The 18,345-nt window shown below is 69.6% G+C and carries 17 protein-coding genes; 14 read left to right on the forward strand and 3 right to left on the reverse strand.

Annotated elements, in window-relative coordinates; translation table 11 throughout:
- Nucleotides 1-614: 614 nt before the first annotated feature.
- Both ON23_RS39780 and ON23_RS09925 read left to right on the forward strand, forming a co-directional pair.
- The gene (locus tag ON23_RS39780; RefSeq protein ID WP_373282181.1) at nt 615-1,976 is read left to right on the forward strand and encodes a hypothetical protein; all 1,362 of its coding nucleotides are present in this window, start codon (nt 615-617) and stop codon (nt 1,974-1,976) included.
- A gap of 3 nt (nt 1,977-1,979) precedes the next feature.
- On the forward strand, nt 1,980-2,867 hold the full coding sequence (locus ON23_RS09925) for an HAD-IIA family hydrolase (RefSeq protein WP_039777711.1): 888 nt from the start codon (nt 1,980-1,982) through the stop codon (nt 2,865-2,867).
- Between the two features lie 457 nt (nt 2,868-3,324).
- Here the strand turns inward: ON23_RS09925 and ON23_RS09930 are convergent, their stop codons facing one another.
- On the reverse strand, nt 3,325-4,032 hold the full coding sequence (locus tag ON23_RS09930; protein WP_083903816.1) for a YdcF family protein: 708 nt from the start codon (nt 4,030-4,032) through the stop codon (nt 3,325-3,327).
- Nucleotides 4,033-4,381: 349 nt separating this feature from the next.
- On the opposite strand from ON23_RS09930, the gene ON23_RS09935 reads away from it, so the two are divergent.
- The 4 genes from ON23_RS09935 to recN are packed head-to-tail and all read left to right on the forward strand — an operon-like array spanning nt 4,382 to nt 8,300.
- A complete protein-coding gene (locus ON23_RS09935) occupies nt 4,382-4,672 on the forward strand; it encodes a hypothetical protein (RefSeq protein WP_036500777.1) in 291 nt (96 codons plus the stop codon).
- A 1-nt stretch (nt 4,673) separates the two neighbouring features.
- Nucleotides 4,674-5,525, forward strand: coding sequence for a TlyA family RNA methyltransferase (locus tag ON23_RS09940; protein WP_039777713.1), 852 nt, complete (start codon nt 4,674-4,676; stop codon nt 5,523-5,525).
- Nucleotides 5,522-6,547, forward strand: a complete 1,026-nt coding sequence (locus tag ON23_RS09945; RefSeq protein ID WP_039777714.1) for an NAD kinase — start codon at nt 5,522-5,524, stop codon at nt 6,545-6,547. Before ON23_RS09940 ends, ON23_RS09945 begins: the two co-directional genes overlap by 4 nt.
- A complete protein-coding gene (gene recN, locus ON23_RS09950; protein WP_039777716.1) occupies nt 6,525-8,300 on the forward strand; it encodes a DNA repair protein RecN in 1,776 nt (591 codons plus the stop codon). Before ON23_RS09945 ends, recN begins: the two co-directional genes overlap by 23 nt.
- 15 nt (nt 8,301-8,315) lie before the next feature.
- Here the strand turns inward: recN and ON23_RS09955 are convergent, their stop codons facing one another.
- Nucleotides 8,316-8,738, reverse strand: coding sequence for an SRPBCC family protein (locus ON23_RS09955; protein WP_030518953.1), 423 nt, complete (start codon nt 8,736-8,738; stop codon nt 8,316-8,318).
- Nucleotides 8,739-8,910: 172 nt separating this feature from the next.
- Between ON23_RS09955 and steA the strand changes: the two genes are divergently transcribed.
- From steA to scpB, 8 genes are all read left to right on the forward strand, one after another.
- Entirely contained in the window at nt 8,911-10,125 is a 1,215-nt protein-coding gene (gene steA / locus ON23_RS09960; protein WP_039777717.1) for a putative cytokinetic ring protein SteA, read from the forward strand.
- 17 nt (nt 10,126-10,142) lie between these two features.
- On the forward strand, nt 10,143-11,057 hold the full coding sequence (locus tag ON23_RS09965; RefSeq protein WP_210744282.1) for a copper transporter: 915 nt from the start codon (nt 10,143-10,145) through the stop codon (nt 11,055-11,057).
- A gap of 197 nt (nt 11,058-11,254) precedes the next feature.
- Nucleotides 11,255-12,991, forward strand: coding sequence for a CTP synthase (gene pyrG, locus ON23_RS09970; RefSeq protein ID WP_039777718.1), 1,737 nt, complete (start codon nt 11,255-11,257; stop codon nt 12,989-12,991).
- Nucleotides 12,988-13,632 (forward strand): NUDIX domain-containing protein, encoded by a 645-nt coding sequence (locus tag ON23_RS09975; protein WP_039777719.1) that lies wholly within the window; start codon nt 12,988-12,990, stop codon nt 13,630-13,632. Before pyrG ends, ON23_RS09975 begins: the two co-directional genes overlap by 4 nt.
- Before the next feature lie 157 nt (nt 13,633-13,789).
- The gene (gene xerD / locus ON23_RS09980; RefSeq protein ID WP_039777720.1) at nt 13,790-14,722 is read left to right on the forward strand and encodes a site-specific tyrosine recombinase XerD; all 933 of its coding nucleotides are present in this window, start codon (nt 13,790-13,792) and stop codon (nt 14,720-14,722) included.
- 298 nt (nt 14,723-15,020) lie between these two features.
- Complete coding sequence (locus tag ON23_RS09985; RefSeq protein ID WP_083903817.1) at nt 15,021-15,992, forward strand: ParA family protein; 972 nt, start codon at nt 15,021-15,023, stop codon at nt 15,990-15,992.
- The gene (locus tag ON23_RS09990; protein ID WP_051042319.1) at nt 15,989-16,861 is read left to right on the forward strand and encodes a segregation and condensation protein A; all 873 of its coding nucleotides are present in this window, start codon (nt 15,989-15,991) and stop codon (nt 16,859-16,861) included. Before ON23_RS09985 ends, ON23_RS09990 begins: the two co-directional genes overlap by 4 nt.
- Entirely contained in the window at nt 16,858-17,688 is an 831-nt protein-coding gene (gene scpB / locus ON23_RS09995) for an SMC-Scp complex subunit ScpB (RefSeq protein ID WP_086006881.1), read from the forward strand. The genes ON23_RS09990 and scpB overlap by 4 nt, the downstream gene beginning before the upstream one ends.
- 368 nt (nt 17,689-18,056) lie before the next feature.
- Here the strand turns inward: scpB and ON23_RS37805 are convergent.
- Nucleotides 18,057-18,345 (reverse strand): hypothetical protein (locus ON23_RS37805; protein ID WP_218001090.1); only part of this gene is annotated, 289 nt, incomplete at its 5' end.

Consider the following 18,345-nt stretch of genomic DNA (forward strand, 5'->3'; position numbering starts at 1 on the left):
ATGCGCCCCTTGTGCCCGGCCCCGTCGCCGCACCGTCGAAGTCACGGCTGTTCGCCGGAGGGCGAATCTCGATGCGCACGCAGGCCGGGCAAGTGGGGACGCGTTCGTGTCGCGTGATTGAATTTATGGTGGTTGCAGATAGGTGCCGGCGCACGGCGCACAGTTTGCATGTCGTCACCGGCTGCTCGTGCCGGATCAGAGAAAGGTAACGCTGTGTCGGAGCATGACGACGGTAGGAGACCCTTCCGCCGTGGCAGTACCGGTCCGGACTCGGCCGGCTCCGGCACACCTGCCCACGACCGCGGAGAAGGTGAGCGCCGCTCCGGAGGCTTCCGGCGCGGCGACGATACGCGCCGCTCGAGCGGATACGGCGCGCGTGACGACGACCGTCGTGGATCCGGGCGTGGAGACGACCGTCGTGGATCCGATCGCGGTACCGGCGGTTACAACCGCGGTGGAGACGATCGCCTCTCCGGTGGCTTCCGGCGTGGCGACGATAACCGCCGTTCCGGTGGATATGGCCGTGGCGACGACGACCGCCGTTCCGGTGGACATGGCCGTGGAGACGACGACCGTCGCTCCGGCGGTTACGGCCGCGGTGGCGACGACCGTCGATCGGGCGGTACGAACGCGGAGGCGATGACCGTCGTCCGGGTGGATTCCGGCGCGACAGCGACGACCGTCGTTCCGGTGGTTACAGCCGCGGCGGGGACGATCGCCGTTCCGGTGGCTCCGAGCGTGGTGGTGACGACCGTCGTTCCGGTGGCTACGGGCGCGGCGGTGACGATCGTCGATCCGGTGGTTACAGCCGTGGTGGCGATGATCGTCGTTCCGGTGGCTACGGGCGCGGCGGAGATGATCGTCGTTCCGGTGGCTCCGAGCGTGGTGGCGATGACCGCCGTTCCGGTGGTTACAACCGTGGTGGCGACGACCGGCGCTCGGGCGGATTCCGGCGTGACGAAGGAGATCGGCGCTCGGGTGGTTACGGGCGCGGCACTGATGATCGCCGTGGCGGCTTCCGGCGCGATGAAGGTGGCCGGCGTCCGGGAGGCGCGGGCGATCGTGACGATCGTCCGGGTGGTTACAGCCGGGGCGAGGGTGATCGGCGCGGCGGGTTCCGGCGCGGTGGCGCGGACTCCGAGCGGCGGTTCGGCTCGGCCGATGAGGCCGAGACCACCGCGCACACCGGGGAAGCGGCAGAGACCGGCGCGAACGTCGAGGACCGCGAGCCGCGGCGACGGGGTGGCGAAGGGGCCCGTGTCGGTGGCGATAACCGGGCGGGGCGGCCCGACGAGCCCGAGTTGCCGGATGATGTGCAGGCGAGCGATCTGGACGGCGCGGTGCGCCGCGATCTGCTGAGCCTCGACAAGAACAACGCCGAGGCGGTCGCCCGGCATCTGGTGATGGCCGCCCGGCTCCTCGACGAGGATCCGGAGCAGGCACTCGAACATGCGCGCGCCGCCCGGCGCCGCGCCGGACGCATCGCGGTGGTCCGCGAAACGGCCGGTGTCACCGCGTATCACGCCGGTGAGTGGGCCGAGGCCCTGTCCGAACTGCGCACAGCGCGCCGGATGTCCGGCGGCTCGGGTCTGCTGGCGGTCATGGCCGATTGCGAACGCGGGCTGGGACGGCCCGAACGCGCGATCGAGCTCGGCCGTAGCGACGAGGCGCGTGCGCTGTCGGGTGACGAGGCGACCGAGCTGCGGATCGTCGTCGCCGGTGCGCGAATGGATTTGGGCCAATACGATCAGGCCGTGGTCACCTTGCAGACGCCGGAACTGGAACCCTCGCGTTCCGGTCCGGCCTCGGCACGGTTGTTCTACGCCTATGCGGAGGCGCTGCTCGCCGCCGGCCGGTCCGACGAGGCACTGCAATGGTTCCTCAACGCGGCCGCGGCCGATGTCGACGGTGATACCGACGCCGAGGAGCGTGCCGACGAACTCGCGGGCGCACAGGTCGACGACGACGTGGAGTAACTAGTGGCAGCATCGCTTCGGGAGGGCTTCGAGGCTCTCCTGCTGGATCTGGACGGCACGCTGTATCGGGGTGCGGAGGTGATCTCCGGCGCCCCGGCGGCCCTGGACGCCGGCGGCGGCGCGCAGAAGCTGATGTTCGTCACCAACAATGCCAGCCGGTCGGCCGGTGTGGTGGCCGCGCATCTGCGCGAATTGGGTTTCGGCGCAAGCGAATCCGATGTCGTCACCAGTGCGCAGGCGGCCGCGCACGTGCTCGCCTCCCGGCTGGCCGCCGGATCCACCGTTCTGATCGTCGGCACCGACGATCTCGCGGCGGAGATCGAACAGGTGGGCCTGCAACCGATTCGGCGTTTCAACGGGGTCGCCCCGGCCGCCGTCGTGCAGGGACATTCCCCGCAGACCGGATGGCCGGACCTCGCCGAAGCGGCTTACGCGGTACGTGCCGGTGCGCTGTGGGTGGCCGCGAACGCGGACGCCACGTTGCCGAACGAGCGCGGCCTGGCGCCTGGCAACGGTGCGATGGTCGCGGCATTGCGAGCCGCGACCGACCAGGAACCCGTGGTAGCCGGTAAACCCTACGCGCCGCTGCTCGAGGATGCGCTGGTCCGCGCGGAGACCCGCGACGCACTCGTGGTCGGAGACCGGCTCGACACCGATATCGACGGCGCCCGGTGCGTCGGCCTGCCGTCGTTGCTGGTCCTCACCGGCGTCAGCACGCTCGACGACCTGCGAGCCCGCCCCGCCGACCACCTGCCCACCTACATCTCCCGCACCCTCGACGCACTGAATCACCCGGTGATCCGGCAGGAATCGCCCGACGGCGACGCGATCGACCACCTGGCCGGCTTGCTGGACGAAAACCCCGGCCGTGCAATCGAATTGGCGCGGTAACGGTTCGTCACGCCGGAATCCAGCCGAGCGCCGGTTGGCCACCGCGTCGGTCATCGCCGGACCGCCGGTCGTCGCTCCCGCGCTCGTATCAGCGGAGCGCGATCGTCTCCGCCGCGCGCGTAACCATTCGACTCACGCTCGGCCATAGGTAGTAGATGGCGTCGAGCACCATCGACACCGCCACGACCGCGTCCATTACCGCCGCCGCACCGACGGCCGATGGTCGAGTCGCTGAAGTGACGGCGGGCGAGATGACGGCTCGGCCTCCACGACGCCTCCGGGGCGCGGCTACTCCGGCGGGATCTTCTTGGTGGAGGGCGGCAGTACAGCGGCGTAAGACTTCAACGCCTGGACCGTTACCGCTGTAGGAGGCGGCATCGCTGCCGAGCGTCGTCGCTACTGCGTGCCACACGGCGCGGCGGCTGTCCCATCGTGCCGGGAGCGCCCGGTTCGTCGGTCAATCGTCGCGGTCTTCGGCAGTCAGGGATGCTGCCGCGGTCTCCGAAATCAGGCCCAGGCGGCGTAGTAGCGGAGTGGCGGCGGCTCCGGCGCGGCGTCGGCTGATCGCCGCGGATTCATGTGCGGCAGTGGGGATTTTGAGCCACCAGCGTTCCAGTGGCCGGTAGTCGGCGGCGGGGGCCAGGCGCGCGGCGAGGTCCGGTCGCTGCGCCCACAGGTAGCGGCGGGCCCGGGCGGCGTGCATGGGGTCGGAGGCGATCATGATGCGGTCGGCCCGTTCCAGGGCCGGGATGGTGAATTCGATGTTCTGCCAGGTGGTTTCGGCGGATGTTTCGGTGCGGATACGCTCGGGCGGGACGCCGAGGTGAGTGCGGGCGTACTCGGCCATGACCGTCGCTTCGACCCAGGGGCCGTGCACGGCGCCGCCGCTGAAGATCAGGAATCCGTCGCGATCGGACGGCAGCGAACGGGCGCCGATGCGGCATCGCCAGCGCTGCAACGCGCGCGTGCGGCCGTCGGCGGCGGCCGGGTAGCCCAGCACGACCACCGCACAGGTGTCGCCAGGTCGAGGTTCGCGCCGCGGTCCGAGTAGTTGCCGGGATGCGCGCCAGTGGGCGTATTCGGCGGCGGCGACCACCGCGGTCGCCGTCCATACCGCCGCGAGTGCGACGAACCGGGCGGATCCATGTCGTCGCTTACCTCCCACGCCGCCATTGTGCCAACATCTGCCGCACACCACCGGTCCTGGGGCTTCGGCTGTCGATGCCGAGCGGTCGGCGCCCGGCCCTGGTTCGACCGTTATGCCCTCCACATCGACACGACACGCCCGGCGGACGGAGGTCGTGGTCGCTTACCCGGAAACACAGCACCGACTCGTCTGCCTTGGGCGTGCATCGGTGATGCCCGTGACTCGGTCCCGCGACGGCTCGCTCGCGAGCGGCTGTGAGCGAAGGACGGGGCCGGCACGCGGCCGCTTGGGCGGCACCGTGACCTCCGTTTCACCCGTGCCGCCGCTTGCCGGGATGTCGGTGAGCTCCGGTAGCGTTGTCGGCACCATGACTACGCCCATTCCGCGTCCGCATCCGTCCGGTTCCTCCGGTCCTCGTCCGGGAGTTCCGCTGCCCGGGCAGCATCTCGCGGGAGGGACGGCGGAGTTCGCCGACCCGGAGAAGGTGCGTGCCGAGGTGGCGGCGCTGCTCGCGGAGTTGCCCGGGGGCCGGCGCCAGAGCGGCGACGACGCCGACGGGGTGGACCGGGCCGGAACCGATCTCACCCGGCGGGCGCGCATTCTCGAACAGGCACACGAGGTGCTGGTCGGCGCCCTGGCGACGGTGGACAAGATCTGAGGTGGCCAGGCGCGCGCGAGTGGACGCCGAACTGGTTCGCCGCGGATTGGCGCGATCGCGAGAACACGCGGTCGAGCTGATCGGTGCGGGTCGCGTCCTGATCAACGGTGCGGTCGCGTCGAAACCGGCGACCGCGGTCGAACCGAATACTCCCTTGCTGGTTCGCGAGGAACCCGACGAGGTCCAGTGGGCCTCGCGGGGTGCGCACAAGGTGCTGGGCGCGCTGGAGGCGTTCGAGCCGCTCGGGGTGAGCGTGGCCGGGAAGCGCTGCCTCGACGCCGGCGCCTCGACCGGCGGATTCACCGATGTGCTGCTCGCCCGCGGCGCCCGCGAGGTGGTCGCCGTCGATGTGGGGTACGGCCAGCTGGTGTGGCGGCTGCGCAACGACGAGCGGGTCCGGGTGTTCGACCGCACCAATGTGCGGGCGCTGACGCCGGAGGCGATCGACGGTCCCGTCGAGTTGGTGGTCGCCGATCTGTCGTTCATCTCGCTCGCGCTGGTGCTGCCGGCGCTGGCCGCCTGCTGTGCACCGGGTGCGGATCTGCTGCCCATGGTGAAACCGCAGTTCGAGGTCGGTAAACAGCGAGTAGGCTCCGGCGGTGTGGTGCGTGATCCGGCTCTGCGCGCCGAGGCGGTGACCGAAGTGGCCGCCGCGGCCGCCGGACTGGGCCTGCGCACCCGCGGTGTGGTCGCCAGCCCGTTGCCCGGCCCGTCCGGCAACGTCGAGTATTTCCTGTGGCTGCGCAAGGAAAGCCAGGACAAGGAAACATCGGACACCGATTCGCCCGAAATCGAATCGGAGCCCGATATCAGCGAATTGGTGCAGCGTGCGGTCGAGGAGGGGCCACAGTGAAGCGGGAGATCCTGCTCGTCGCCCATCCGGGCCGTTCCGAACTGCTCGAGACCGCCCATCGGGTCGCGAAGATCTTCGCCGACGCCGGAATCGGGCTGCGGGTCCTCGAGGACGAGGCCTACAGCACCAAACTGGATTTCGACGACACCGGCGAACCCGACGGCTACCCGGTGCGGGTGATGGCGCACGGCCCCGACGCCGCGGTCGGCTGTGAGATGGTGCTCGCGCTCGGTGGTGACGGCACCTTCCTGCGCGGCGCGGAGATGGCACATCCGGCGCGGGTTCCGGTGCTGGGAATCAATCTGGGCCGCATCGGTTTTCTCACCGAGGCCGAGGCCGAACATCTCGACGACGCGCTGGCCCAGGTGGTGCGCGGCGATTACCGCATCGAGCAGCGGATGACCGTAGATGTCAGTGTCCGCGTCGATGATGTGGTCGTGGAACGCGGATGGGCCCTCAACGAGGCCAGTATCGAGAATGCCGCCCGCATGGGTGTGCTGGAGGTCGTGCTCGAGGTCGACGGCCGCCCGGTATCGCAATTCGGTTGTGATGGTGTGCTGATCGCGACACCCACCGGCTCCACCGCCTACGCCTTCTCCGCGGGTGGTCCCGTGGTGTGGCCCGAACTCGAGGCGCTGCTGGTGATTCCCAGCAACGCGCACGCACTGTTCGCGCGGCCCCTGGTGACCAGCCCGGAGTCGCGGATCGCGGTGGAAACCGTTGCGACGGGCCATGATGCGATCGTCTTCCTGGACGGCCGGCGTACGCTGGCATTGCCGCGGGGCGGGCGATTCGAAGCGGTACGCGGCGCCGAACCGGTGCGCTGGGTGCGGCTGGATTCCGCCCCCTTCGCCGACCGGATGGTGCGCAAATTCCGCTTACCCGTGACAGGCTGGCGGGGCCGGCGGCCGGAACGGCCGCGCGCGACGGAGCCGGCCCGCACTCCCATCGAGCAACCCGGCTCAGGCGATAGCGAACACCGCCGAACGGAGAGCACACGTGCTGACAGAGATCAGGATTGACGGCCTCGGCGTCATATCCACCGCCACCGCGCAGTTCCACGAGGGACTGACCTGTGTGACCGGTGAGACCGGTGCCGGCAAGACCATGGTGGTCACCGGACTGCATCTGCTCGGTGGCGCCCGCGCGGACGCCGGGCGGGTGCGTCAGGGCGCGCAGCGGGCCGTCGTCGAGGGCCGGTTCACCGTCGAGGATGTGCACGACAGCGCCCGCGACGAGGTCGAGAAGGTGCTGGAATCCTCCGGCGCGCAGCGCGACGACGACGACAGCGTCATCGCCGTGCGCACCGTCGGCAGCGACGGGCGATCCCGGGCCCATCTCGGCGGCCGCAGTGTGCCGGCCGCGGTGTTGTCGGATTTCACGGCGCCGCTGCTGACCGTGCACGGGCAGAACGACCAGCTGCGGCTGCAGCGACCCGATCAGCAGCTGCAGGCGCTGGACCGCTTCGCCGGTGAGGCGGTGGCGGGGCTGCTGCGCAAATATCAGCTGGCCCGCCGCACCTGGCTGCAGGCACGCACCGAACTGCTGGAGCGCACCGCGCGCAGCCGCGAACTCGCACTCGAGGCCGATCGGCTGCAGCATTCGCTGAACGAAATCGACACGGTCGCACCGGAACCCGGTGAGGACGAGCGCATCGTCGCCGAGGTGCTGCGGCTCGGCGATCTCGATTCGCTGCGGGAGGCGGCCGGCGCCGCCCACGCCGCCCTGGCGGGCTCCGGCGACGGGGAGGGAGCCGGTGCGCTGGACGCGCTCGGTGGTGCGCGGGCCCGGCTGGAATCCAGTGACGATCCGGCGCTGACGGCGTTGGCGCCGCGGCTGGGGGAGGCGATCGCGGTGGTGGTCGATGTGACCACCGAATTGAGTTCGTATCTGTCGGATCTGCCGTCGGATCCGGCGGCGCTGGACAGCCTGCTCACCCGCCAGGCGGAACTGAAATCGCTGACCCGCAAATACGCACCCGATATCGACGCGGTGATCGCCTGGGCCGACGAGGCGCGCACCCGCCTGGCCTCGCTCGACGTGTCGGAGGAAGCGCTGGCGGCGTTGGCCGCCGAGGTGGAGACCGCGGCCGTTCAGGTGCGGGAGACGGCGAAGAAACTGACCGCGGCCCGGCGCAAGGCCGCACGCAAACTCGCGACCGCGGTGAGCGCCGAATTGAGCGGTCTGGCGATGGGCCGCGCCAAACTCGAGGTGGAGGTGCGGCCGCTGGCGGCATCGGCGCAGGACAGTGCGCCCATCACCGTCGAGGGGGCGGAACTGCATGCGGGCACGTCCGGAGTGGACGAGGTGGAATTCCGGCTGTCGGCCCACTCCGGCGCGCAGTCGCTGCCGTTGAGCCGCAGTGCATCCGGTGGTGAGCTCTCGCGCGTGATGCTGGCGCTGGAAGTGGTGCTCGCGGCCTCCGAATACGGCTCGACCATGGTGTTCGACGAGGTCGACGCCGGTGTCGGCGGTCGCGCCGCGGTCGAGATCGGGCGGCGGCTGGCCCGGCTGGCCCGCACCCATCAGGTCATCGTGGTGACCCATCTGCCGCAGGTGGCCGCCTTCGCCGACACCCACCTCGTGGTCGACAAGGTCGACGACGGTAAGGGCGTCAACAGCGGGGTGCGGGCGCTGACCACCGACGAGCGGGTCGTGGAACTGGCCCGCATGCTGGCCGGCCTCGACGACACCGAGACCGGCCGCGCCCATGCCGAGGAGTTGTTGGCCACCGCGCGGGCGGAGAAGGCCGACACCACCTCGGCGGCGGGCTGACTGCGCGCGCGGCTCCTACTTGGCGACGGCCTTCTTGGCGGCCTTGAGGAACGGCGAGATCAGGCCGCGCAGAAACAGTTCGGTCGCCTTGTCCGGCACGGGCAGCTTGGGCTCGGACTCCATCCGGTAGGACACCAGGGTGCCGCCCGGGGCGTCGGCGAAGGTGATGGTGCCGACGTGCCGCTTCACCGGTGCCCCCGCGATGATCCGGTATTCCATGCGCTCCCCGGGAACCAGTTCGGTGGTTTCCTCGGTCACGCCGATGCCACCCACGCCGACCAGGTAGCGCGCGCCGACGCCGGAGGCCTCGGGGGCGCCGGGCTGACGCAGCGTAATGCGCACGGGCAGATAGCCGTTGAGACTGTCGCGTTCGGCGAACAGCTTGTAGACGACGTCGCGCGGTGCGGGAATGACCGTGTCGACGGTGGTACTGGCCATGGCGTTCTCCTTCGGATGCAGTGAGCCGAAGCATATCGGTACCAGCGGTACGGCTCGGCACGCCAGTCGACGTCGGCGAGGTGCGGGTTTGCTGGCCTCATGCCAGGGGATGTGATACGACGTCGGCGCGCCTCCACCACAGGTTGAGAGTCGGCGGCCATCATCGGATGCCATGAAGATGCTGGCGCTGTTGTCCCGCAACACCGAAACGCTTCCCGGCGTCACCGGGATGGCCCGGGTGGACCGCAATACCCGGCGTCTGCTCAAGCGGGTCGGCTCGGGCGATGTGGTGGTCCTCGACGAGATGGACATCGATCGCCTCACCGCTGACCGGCTCGTCGAGGCCGGTGTGGCGGCGGTGATCAATGCCTCGCCCTCGATTTCCGGCCGCTATCCGAACCTCGGCCCGGAAGGGCTGGCCGCCAACGGAATCGTGTTGCTGGATGCTGTCTCCGGTGACGTCTTCGGCAAGATCAAGGACGGCAGCAAGGTCCGCATCGACGCCGGTGTGGTGTATGCCGACAAGTTGACCAAGAAGGAACCGGAGGTTCTGGTCGAGGCCATCGAGCTCACCGACCAGGTCATCGCCGAGCGGATGATCGCGGCACGCAACGGGCTGGCCGATCATCTGGAGGCCTTCGCCGGCAATACGACCGAATACATCCGGACCGAAAGCGCGATGCTGATCGACGGTCTCGGAGTACCGGCCCTGGATCTGTCGATGCGCGGCCGCCATGTCGTGGTGGTCGCCGACGGGGTGGACGGTCGCGACGACCTCAAGGCGATCAAGCCTTTCGTCAAGGAATACGCGCCGATTCTGGTGGGTGTCGGGCGCGGTGCCGACATCCTGACCAAGGCCGGGTACCGCCCCGATCTGATCGTCGGTGACCCGGAGGAGATCACCGCGAGCGCGCTGAAATGCGGTGCCGAGCTGATCCTTCCGGCCGACACCGACGGACATGCCAAGGGGCTGGAGCGAATTCAGGACCTGGGCATCGGCGCCACCACCTTCCCGTCCTCGGGATCGGCGGCGGATCTGGCGCTGCTGCTGGCCGATCATCACGGGGCCGCGCTGATCATCACCTGCGGGGCACCGGCCTCGCTCGACGACTTCTTCGATCGCAGCCGCCGCGAATCGGCGCCCGCGATGTTCCTGACCCGGCTCAAGGCGGGGCCGAAACTGATGGACGCCAAGGCCGTGGCCACCCTCTATCGGCAGGGCAACTCCGGGTGGGCGACCGCACTGGTGGTGCTGGCCGCGCTGATCGCGCTGATCGTCGGACTGCTGGTGTCCTCGCATCTGGGCAGCGATGTGCTGGATTGGCTGGACTCGGCGTGGCGGCAGTCGCAGGACTGGCTCCATCGACTATCGGACCGTCGGGGGTAGAGAAAACAGTGGGTTCCATGCGTCGGCTCGTCGTCTCCCTGACCGCGATCTTTCTGGCATTGGCGGTGGGTGCGGCGCTCGGCGCCGTCGTCCGCCACGGTGGTTCGGGTGGCGGTGACGATCTGGCCCGGCGCAACGACGCGCTCGCCGCGGCCAACGGACAACTCGAACGGCAGGTCGGTGCGGCCGACGACTTCATCGCCCGGTCGGCCGGCCGCATCCTGAACGGAACCCTCGCCGATCGCACTGTGCTCGTCTTCACCACCCCGGATGCCGACTCCGGCGATGTCGACGCCGTGACGGCGGCGCTGACCACCGCCGGGGCGACGATCACCGGGCGGGTCGCACTCACCGACGCCTTCGTCGACGCGTCGCAGGGGGACCGATTGCGGACCGCGGTGACGAATATGATTCCGGCCGGGGCGCAATTGCAGACCGAGGCGGTCGATCAGGGCAGCCTCGCCGGCGATCTGCTCGGCCTGGCATTCCTCACCGACCCCGCCAACGGCGCCGACCGTGCCACCGCACAGGAGCGCGGACTGATCGCCGACACCTTGCGCCACGGCGGATTCCTCGGCGCCGGCGACTTCGCGCCCGCGCAGCTGGCGGTGGTGGTGACCGGGGCGGGCGCGCGGGCCGACCACAACGGGCAGGGCTCGATCATCGCGCATGTCGCCGGGGCGCTGCGCGGACGCGGGGCGGGTCTGGTGCTGGCGGGACGGGCCGGATCCTCGGACGGATCGGGCCCGATCGCCGAGGTGCGCCGTGACAACCGCCTCGACGCGACGGTGTCCACGGTCGACAATGTGGACCGCGAGACGGGCCGGGTCACAACGGCTCTCGGCCTCGCCGAGCAACTGGGCGGCAAAACCGGTCACTACGGCACCGGGCCGGAGGCGACGTCGCTGTCGGTGACCGCTTCGCCCGGCTGAGCGCGGCCGCCTTCGTCGCACCCGATCGGATGATCCGTCACGTCGGAGCGAGTGCCGGGCGATCGGCGCCGGCAGGTCTGCGCGTCATGGGGTTGCTGCGGTGAATGAGACGCAAGTGACAAACCGGCACGACGACCTCCGGTGTTCCCCGCGTGGCATTCGTTTCGCAACCGTTTTTCGTGTTAGCGTGGAGTTCCGTGAGTCAATCGCGGATTCCGGCGCGTTCCCCCCATCAGACGGCCACCAAACACATCTTCGTGAGTGGCGGTGTCGCCTCCTCCCTCGGTAAGGGACTGACCGCCTCCAGCCTCGGCCAGCTGCTGACCGCCCGCGGGTTGCGGGTCACCATGCAGAAGCTGGACCCGTATCTGAATGTCGACCCCGGCACCATGAACCCCTTCCAGCACGGCGAGGTGTTCGTGACCGAGGACGGCGCCGAAACCGACCTCGACGTCGGCCACTACGAGCGGTTCCTCGATCGAGATCTGTCGGGTTACGCGAACGTCACCACCGGGCAGGTCTACTCGACGGTGATCGCCAAGGAGCGCCGCGGTGAGTACCTCGGCGACACCGTGCAGGTGATCCCGCACATCACCGACGAGATCAAGAACCGCATCCTCGCGATGAGCGGCCCGGATCTGCAGGGACAGACGCCGGACGTGGTGATCACCGAGATCGGCGGCACCGTCGGCGATATCGAATCCCAGCCGTTCCTCGAGGCCGCCCGCCAGATCCGGCACGAGGTCGGCCGGGACAACTGCTTCTTCCTGCACGTGACGTTGGTGCCGTATCTGGCGCCCTCCGGCGAGCTGAAGACCAAACCCACGCAGCATTCGGTGGCGGCGCTGCGCAACATCGGTATTCAGCCCGACGCGCTGATCCTGCGCTGCGACCGGGAGGTGCCGCAGGGGCTGAAGAACAAGATCGCGCTGATGTGCGACGTCGACGTCGACGCCTGCATCTCCACGCCCGACGCGCCGTCGATCTACGACATTCCGAAGGTGCTGCACCGCGAGGGCCTCGACGCCTATGTGGTGCGCAAACTGGGGCTGCCGTTCCGCGATGTCGACTGGACCGTGTGGGGCGATCTGCTCGACCGCGTGCACAACCCGCGCGAGGAGGTGACTGTGGCGCTGGTCGGCAAGTACGTCGACCTGCCGGACGCCTATCTCTCGGTGACCGAGGCGCTGCGGGCCGGTGGTTTCGCGGCCAAGGCCAAGGTGAACATCCGCTGGGTGCAGTCCGACGAATGCGAGACTCCGGAGGGCGCGCAGCATCACCTCGGCGATGTCGACGCGGTGCTGATCCCCGGCGGCTTCGGCATTCGCGGCATCGAGGGCAAGGTCGGTGCGATCCGGTTCGCGCGCACCCGCTCCATTCCGCTGCTGGGCCTGTGCCTGGGACTGCAGTGCGTGGTGATCGAGGCCGCCCGTTCGGTGGGCCTCGAGGACGCCAACTCCGCCGAATTCGAGCCTGAGACAACGCATCCGGTGATTTCCACGATGGCCGATCAGGCCCAGGCGGTCGCCGGTGAGGCCGACCTCGGCGGCACCATGCGCCTGGGCGCCTACCCGGCCGTGCTGGAGAAGGGATCGGTCGTGGCACAGGCCTACGGCACCACCGAGGTGTCGGAGCGGCATCGGCACCGCTACGAGGTCAACAACGCCTACCGCAACAAGATCGGCCAGAGCGGACTCCGGTTCTCCGGCACCTCGCCGGACGGACATCTGGTCGAGTTCGTGGAGCTGCCGGCGAACGTGCACCCGTATTTCGTGGCCACTCAGGCGCATCCGGAGCTCAAGAGCCGGCCGACCCGGCCGCATCCGCTGTTCGCCGGACTGGTCGACGCGGCGCTGAAATACAAGGGCGCCGAACGACTTCCGGTGGAGATCTACGGCGAGGAGGCCGACGAGGCCGAGCGGGTCGGGCAGTGAGCGAACCCGGCAGCCACGACTTCCGCACCGTCGGCTCCGAAACCGTGTATTCCGGGGCGATCGTCGCGCTGCGCCGCGATCAGGTCGAGATGCCCGGCGGGCGGGTCGCCGAACGTGAGGTGGTCGAGCATCACGGCGCGGTCGCGATCGTGGCCCTCGACGACGACGGCGCCGTGGTGCTGATCAATCAGTACCGGCATCCGGTCGGGCGGCGGTTGCTGGAGTTGCCCGCCGGGCTGCTCGATCAGGCCGGTGAGGATCCGCTGGCGGCCGCGCGACGTGAACTCGCCGAGGAGACCGGGCTGGCGGCACGGGAATGGTCCACGCTGGTGGATGTGGTGCTGTCGCCGGGATTCACCGACGAGGCACTGCGCATCTATCTCGCGACCGGGCTGTCGGACACCGATCGGCCGGACCCGGAGCACGAGGAGGCCGACCTGGCCGTCGTGCGGATGCCGCTGCAGGAGGCGGTGACCGCGGCGCTGTCGGGCCGGATCGAGAACGCGACCGCGGTCGCCGGTGTGCTGGCGGCCTGGGCCGCGCGGGCGAACGGCACCACGCTGCGGCCCGCCGACGCGCCGTGGCCGGGTATGCCGACGCGGCTGCTCGAGCGCAAGGCCGCCGAACAGGCACGGGCCTGAGCGGAACCGGCCGGGTGTCTCCGCGGACCCGGCCGGGCACCTCGCGCACTGTGTTTCGTGCGAACGAATGTCGTCGGCTGCTGTCATGATGACATCGTGAATGTCGCTGTCCCCGCCGCCTCGGCGGTCGTTGCGCTGCTACCGGCCGGGTGAACCCATGGTGGAGCGGCAGATCCAGGCCTATCTCGACCATCTGACGGTCGAGCGGGGCGCGGCGAGCAATACGCTCAGCGCCTACCGCCGTGATCTGCAGCGATATCGGGAGTTTCTGCGACAGCGGGATATCGGTGATCTGGACCGGGTGACCGAGAACCAGATCGCCGATTTCGTCGTCTCGCTGCGGGCGGGTGGCGAAGGGTATCCGGCGCTGGCCGCCAGTTCGGCCGCCCGCGCTCTGGTCGCGGTGCGTGGCCTGCACCGGTTCGCGGCCGCCGAGGGACTGACCACCGGAGATGTCGCGCACGGGGTGAAGCCGCCGACACCGGCGCGGCGATTGCCGAAAGCGCTTCCGTACGAAGATATTTCCCGGCTGCTCGAGGCCGCGGGCGGCGGAGACGACGCGGGTTCCGGAGGCGGGCCGCGCGGGCTGCGGGACCGCGCCATGCTGGAGTTGCTGTACTCCACGGGCGCCCGGATCTCGGAGGTGGTCGGACTCGACGTCGACGATATCGACACCACCGGTCGCGCGGTCGTCCTGCACGGCAAGGGCGGTAAACAGCGCATGGTCCCGATCGGGCGGCCGGCGCTGGCGGCGGTCGACGCCTATCTGGTCCGTGGCCGGCCCGCGCTCGGCGCACGCGGCAAGGGCACTCCCGCCCTGTTCCTCAACGCTCGCGGCGGCCGGCTCTCGCGGCAGAGCGCCTGGCAGGTTCTGCAGGACGCGGCCGATCGGGCGGGGATCGGTGCCGCGGTGTCGCCGCACACGTTGCGGCACTCGTTCGCCACCCATCTGCTCGACGGTGGCGCCGACGTGCGGGTCGTGCAGGAATTGCTGGGGCACGCCTCGGTGACGACCACGCAGATCTACACCCTCGTCACGGTCAATACGCTGCACGAGGTGTGGGCCACCGCGCATCCGCGGGCACGGTAACGCGCCGGCTGCGGCGGCGCGATATCGCGTGCGGATTGCCGCAAAGGGTTTCCCAACACCCCCTCGAGGCGACAGAATGCGGTTGGTGCCGTGAGGACACGGTGTTGTGGCACGGGCAATGACACAAGTGCGCAACGATCGGGGGCGTTCCCCAAGCGTGTCCGATCGGGGGTCTTGCGCTCGGAGGCGGTAGCGTCTATTGCGGCGGTCCGGTACATCGGCGTCCGGTGTAGCGATCGCCCGCTGTTCCGCAGCGCGCGGCGGGGCAATGAGCAGGAAAACTGAAGGAGCAGCGGACATGACGACAGCCGGCCCGGCCGAGCCGCCGAACAGCGCTGCGGCAGAACCGCTTTCGAATATCCGAACCGGCCTCCGAATCGAACAGGCGGCCCGCAGACTCTGGGAGGCGAACGACATCGTGGCGGACGGTACCGAACTCGGCCCGACCGGACGCCCGCTGCGCGACATTCCCGAACCACCCCCGTCGTCGCGCAACGGTGACGCCCTGATCGTCGCCATGTGCAATCAGAAGGGCGGCGTCGGCAAGACCACCTCCACCATCAATCTCGGTGCCGCGCTCGCCGAATACGGCCGCCGGGTGTTGCTGGTCGACCTCGACCCGCAGGGTGCGCTGTCGGCCGGGCTGGGTGTGGCCCACCACGACCTGGACCTGACCGTGCACAATCTGCTCGTCGGCGGCCGGGCGAGCGTCGACGACGTGCTGCTCAACACCAAGGTCGACGGCATGGATCTGCTGCCGAGCAACATCGATCTGTCGGCGGCCGAAATACAGCTGGTCAACGAGGTCGGCCGGGAACAGACCCTCGGCCGCGCGCTGGCCCCGCTGCGCGATCGCTACGACTACATCCTCATCGACTGCCAGCCGTCGCTGGGTCTGCTCACCGTCAACGCGCTGGCCTGCGCCGATGGTGTGATCATCCCGATGGAATGCGAATACTTCTCGCTGCGCGGGCTCGCGCTGCTCACCGACACCGTCGAGAAGGTGCGGGACCGGCTCAACCCGCGGCTGGCGCTGTCGGGCATCGTTGTCACCATGTTCGATGCGCGATTGCTGCACTCCCGGCAGGTGATGGCCCGGGTGGTGGAGGTGTTCGGCGATCTGGTGTACGACACCGTGATCAACCGGACCGTCCGTTTCCCCGATGCCAGTGTCGCCGGTGAGCCGATCACCACCTGGGCGCCGAAATCCGGTGGCGCGGAAGCGTATCGGGCGATGGCACGGGAAGTCATCCACCGGTCGGGCCGGTGAGCGAGGCCGGACCACCGGCTGCCGAGGTCGTACCGGAAGACAAGCCCGACGGGTTCCACCTGCGGCTGAGCAATTTTCAGGGTCCGTTCGACCTGTTGTTGCAGCTGATCAGCCAGCGGCGGCTCGATGTGACCGAGGTGGCGCTGCACAAGGTCACCGACGAGTTCATCGCCTACACCAAAGAGCTCACCGCGAGCCTGGAACGCGATCCGACGCTGCGGGCGGATCGGATTCTCGATCAGACCACCGAATTCCTGGTGGTCGCCGCGACCCTGCTCGATCTGAAGGCCGCCCGGCTGCTGCCGTCCGGTGAGGTCACCGACGCCGACGACCTGGAACTGCTGGAAGCGCGCGATCTGCTGTTCGCGCGGCTGCTGCAGTACCGGGCGTTCAAGCAGGTCGCCGAACTGCTCGGTGAACTCGAGGCCGCCGCGTTGCGCCGGTATCCGCGGGCGGTATCGCTGGAGGAACGCTTCCTGGACCTGCTGCCGGAGGTGAGCCTCGGCGTCGACGCGGCGGGTTTCGCCGATATCGCCGCGGCCGCGTTCCGGCCCCGGCCGCGGCCGACGGTAGGGCTGGACCACCTGCACGCTCATTCCATCTCCGTCGCCGAACAGGCCGCGCTGGTTCTGGAGATGCTGAAGAAGCGCGGGGTGGGGGAGTGGTCGACCTTCCACGACCTGTGCGCGGATTGCGAGATGCCGATCCAGATCGTCGCGCGCTTTCTCGCGCTGCTCGAGCTCTACCGCGGCAAGACGATCGAATTCGACCAACCCGACCCGCTCGGCCCGCTGGCGGTGCGCTGGATCGGCGACGACGCCGAGGGCGCGCCCGCCGAGCCCGTGACAATCGATGAGGACTACGGATGATGTCGCACGGTGAGCAGCCCAGTGATCGCGTGGAGGCCGAAGCTCGCGGGACCGCGGGTACGCCGGAGCCGGCCCGAGCCGAGGGCGCCGTCGCCCCGGCAGACGATGCCGAATCCAGAACCGTGGCGGAGAACGCAGACGTCGTGCCGGACGAGCGAGCGCCCGCGGCAGGCAATGACGCGGACGACGAGGAGCCAGCCCGTCCGCTCGACGATCAGGAACTGCGGTCGGCGCTCGAGGCGATGCTGCTGGTGGTGGACGCGCCGGCGCCGGTGGAACTGCTCGCGGCGGCGGTCGACGACGCACCCGCGCGGGTCGAGCGGGTGTTGCGGGAGATGTCGGCGGAATGGACTGCGCGGGGCAGTGGAATCGACCTGCGGTACGTGGGCGACGGGTGGCGTCTGTACACCCGGACCGAGTACGCGCCCTACGTCGAACGTATGCTGTTGGACGGGGCGCGGTCCAAGCTCACCAGGGCCGCTTTGGAAACGTTGGCGGTTATCGCCTATCGTCAACCGGTTACGCGAGCACGAGTGAGTGCCGTGCGCGGGGTGAACGTCGACGGCGTGATCCGCACCCTGGTGGCGCGGGGACTGATCGCCGAGGCGGGAGCCGACGTCGACACCAACGGCACCCTCTACGTCACCACCGAACTGTTCCTGGAACGGATCGGGCTCGCGTCGCTGGCGGAACTCCCGTCGCTGGCGCCCCTGCTACCGGGCGTCGACCTGATCGACGAGATCAACGAGAGCCTGGAGACCGACCCCCGGTACACCAGGCTGAAGAAACCCGCCGAATCGGATATCGATCTCGGCACCGAGGATTGACCGGATCCGCAGCGGATCCTGTCGACTGATCAGAGGACCACGTGAATACACCCGCTCGCCGAGATGGCACACCGGACCGTAGGAAAAGACAGAGCGACCCGCCCCGCGGCGGCGGACGCACGGCACGAGGGGCGGCCGGCCGCTCCGACCGCACCGACGAGGGACGCGGCGGATCGCGCGGCGACCGGTACGGGCGCCGGGAGGACAGCTACGGCCGCGGCGACACACGCGGAGCACGCTCCGGCGGCCGAGGGGATGACCGTTACGGCCGTGGGGGCGACAGTTACGGGCGTGGTGGTGACCGCTCCGGTCGTGGGGACGACCGTTATGGCCGTGGAGGGGACAGCTACGGGCGTGGTGGTGACCGTTCAGGCCGAGGGGATGACCGTTTCGGCCGCGGGGGCGACAGCTACGGGCGTGGTGGTGACCGCTCCGGTCGGGGCGACGATCGTTACAGCCGCGGTGGCGACAGCTACGGGCGTGGTGGTGACCGCTCCGGCCGCGGAGACGACCGCTACAACCGTGGCGGCGAGAGCTACGGCCGCGGTGGCGACGGCGCCGGACGTGGTTCGCGGCCCGAAGGCGGCTACGGCCGGGGCGATCGGTTCGCCCGCGGCCAAGCGGCCGGTGACTCGCGGTACGGCCGCGGCGATGCCC

The sequence above is a fragment of the Nocardia cerradoensis NBRC 101014 genome (assembly GCF_000308535.1).
GTDB lineage: Bacteria > Actinomycetota > Actinomycetes > Mycobacteriales > Mycobacteriaceae > Nocardia > Nocardia cerradoensis.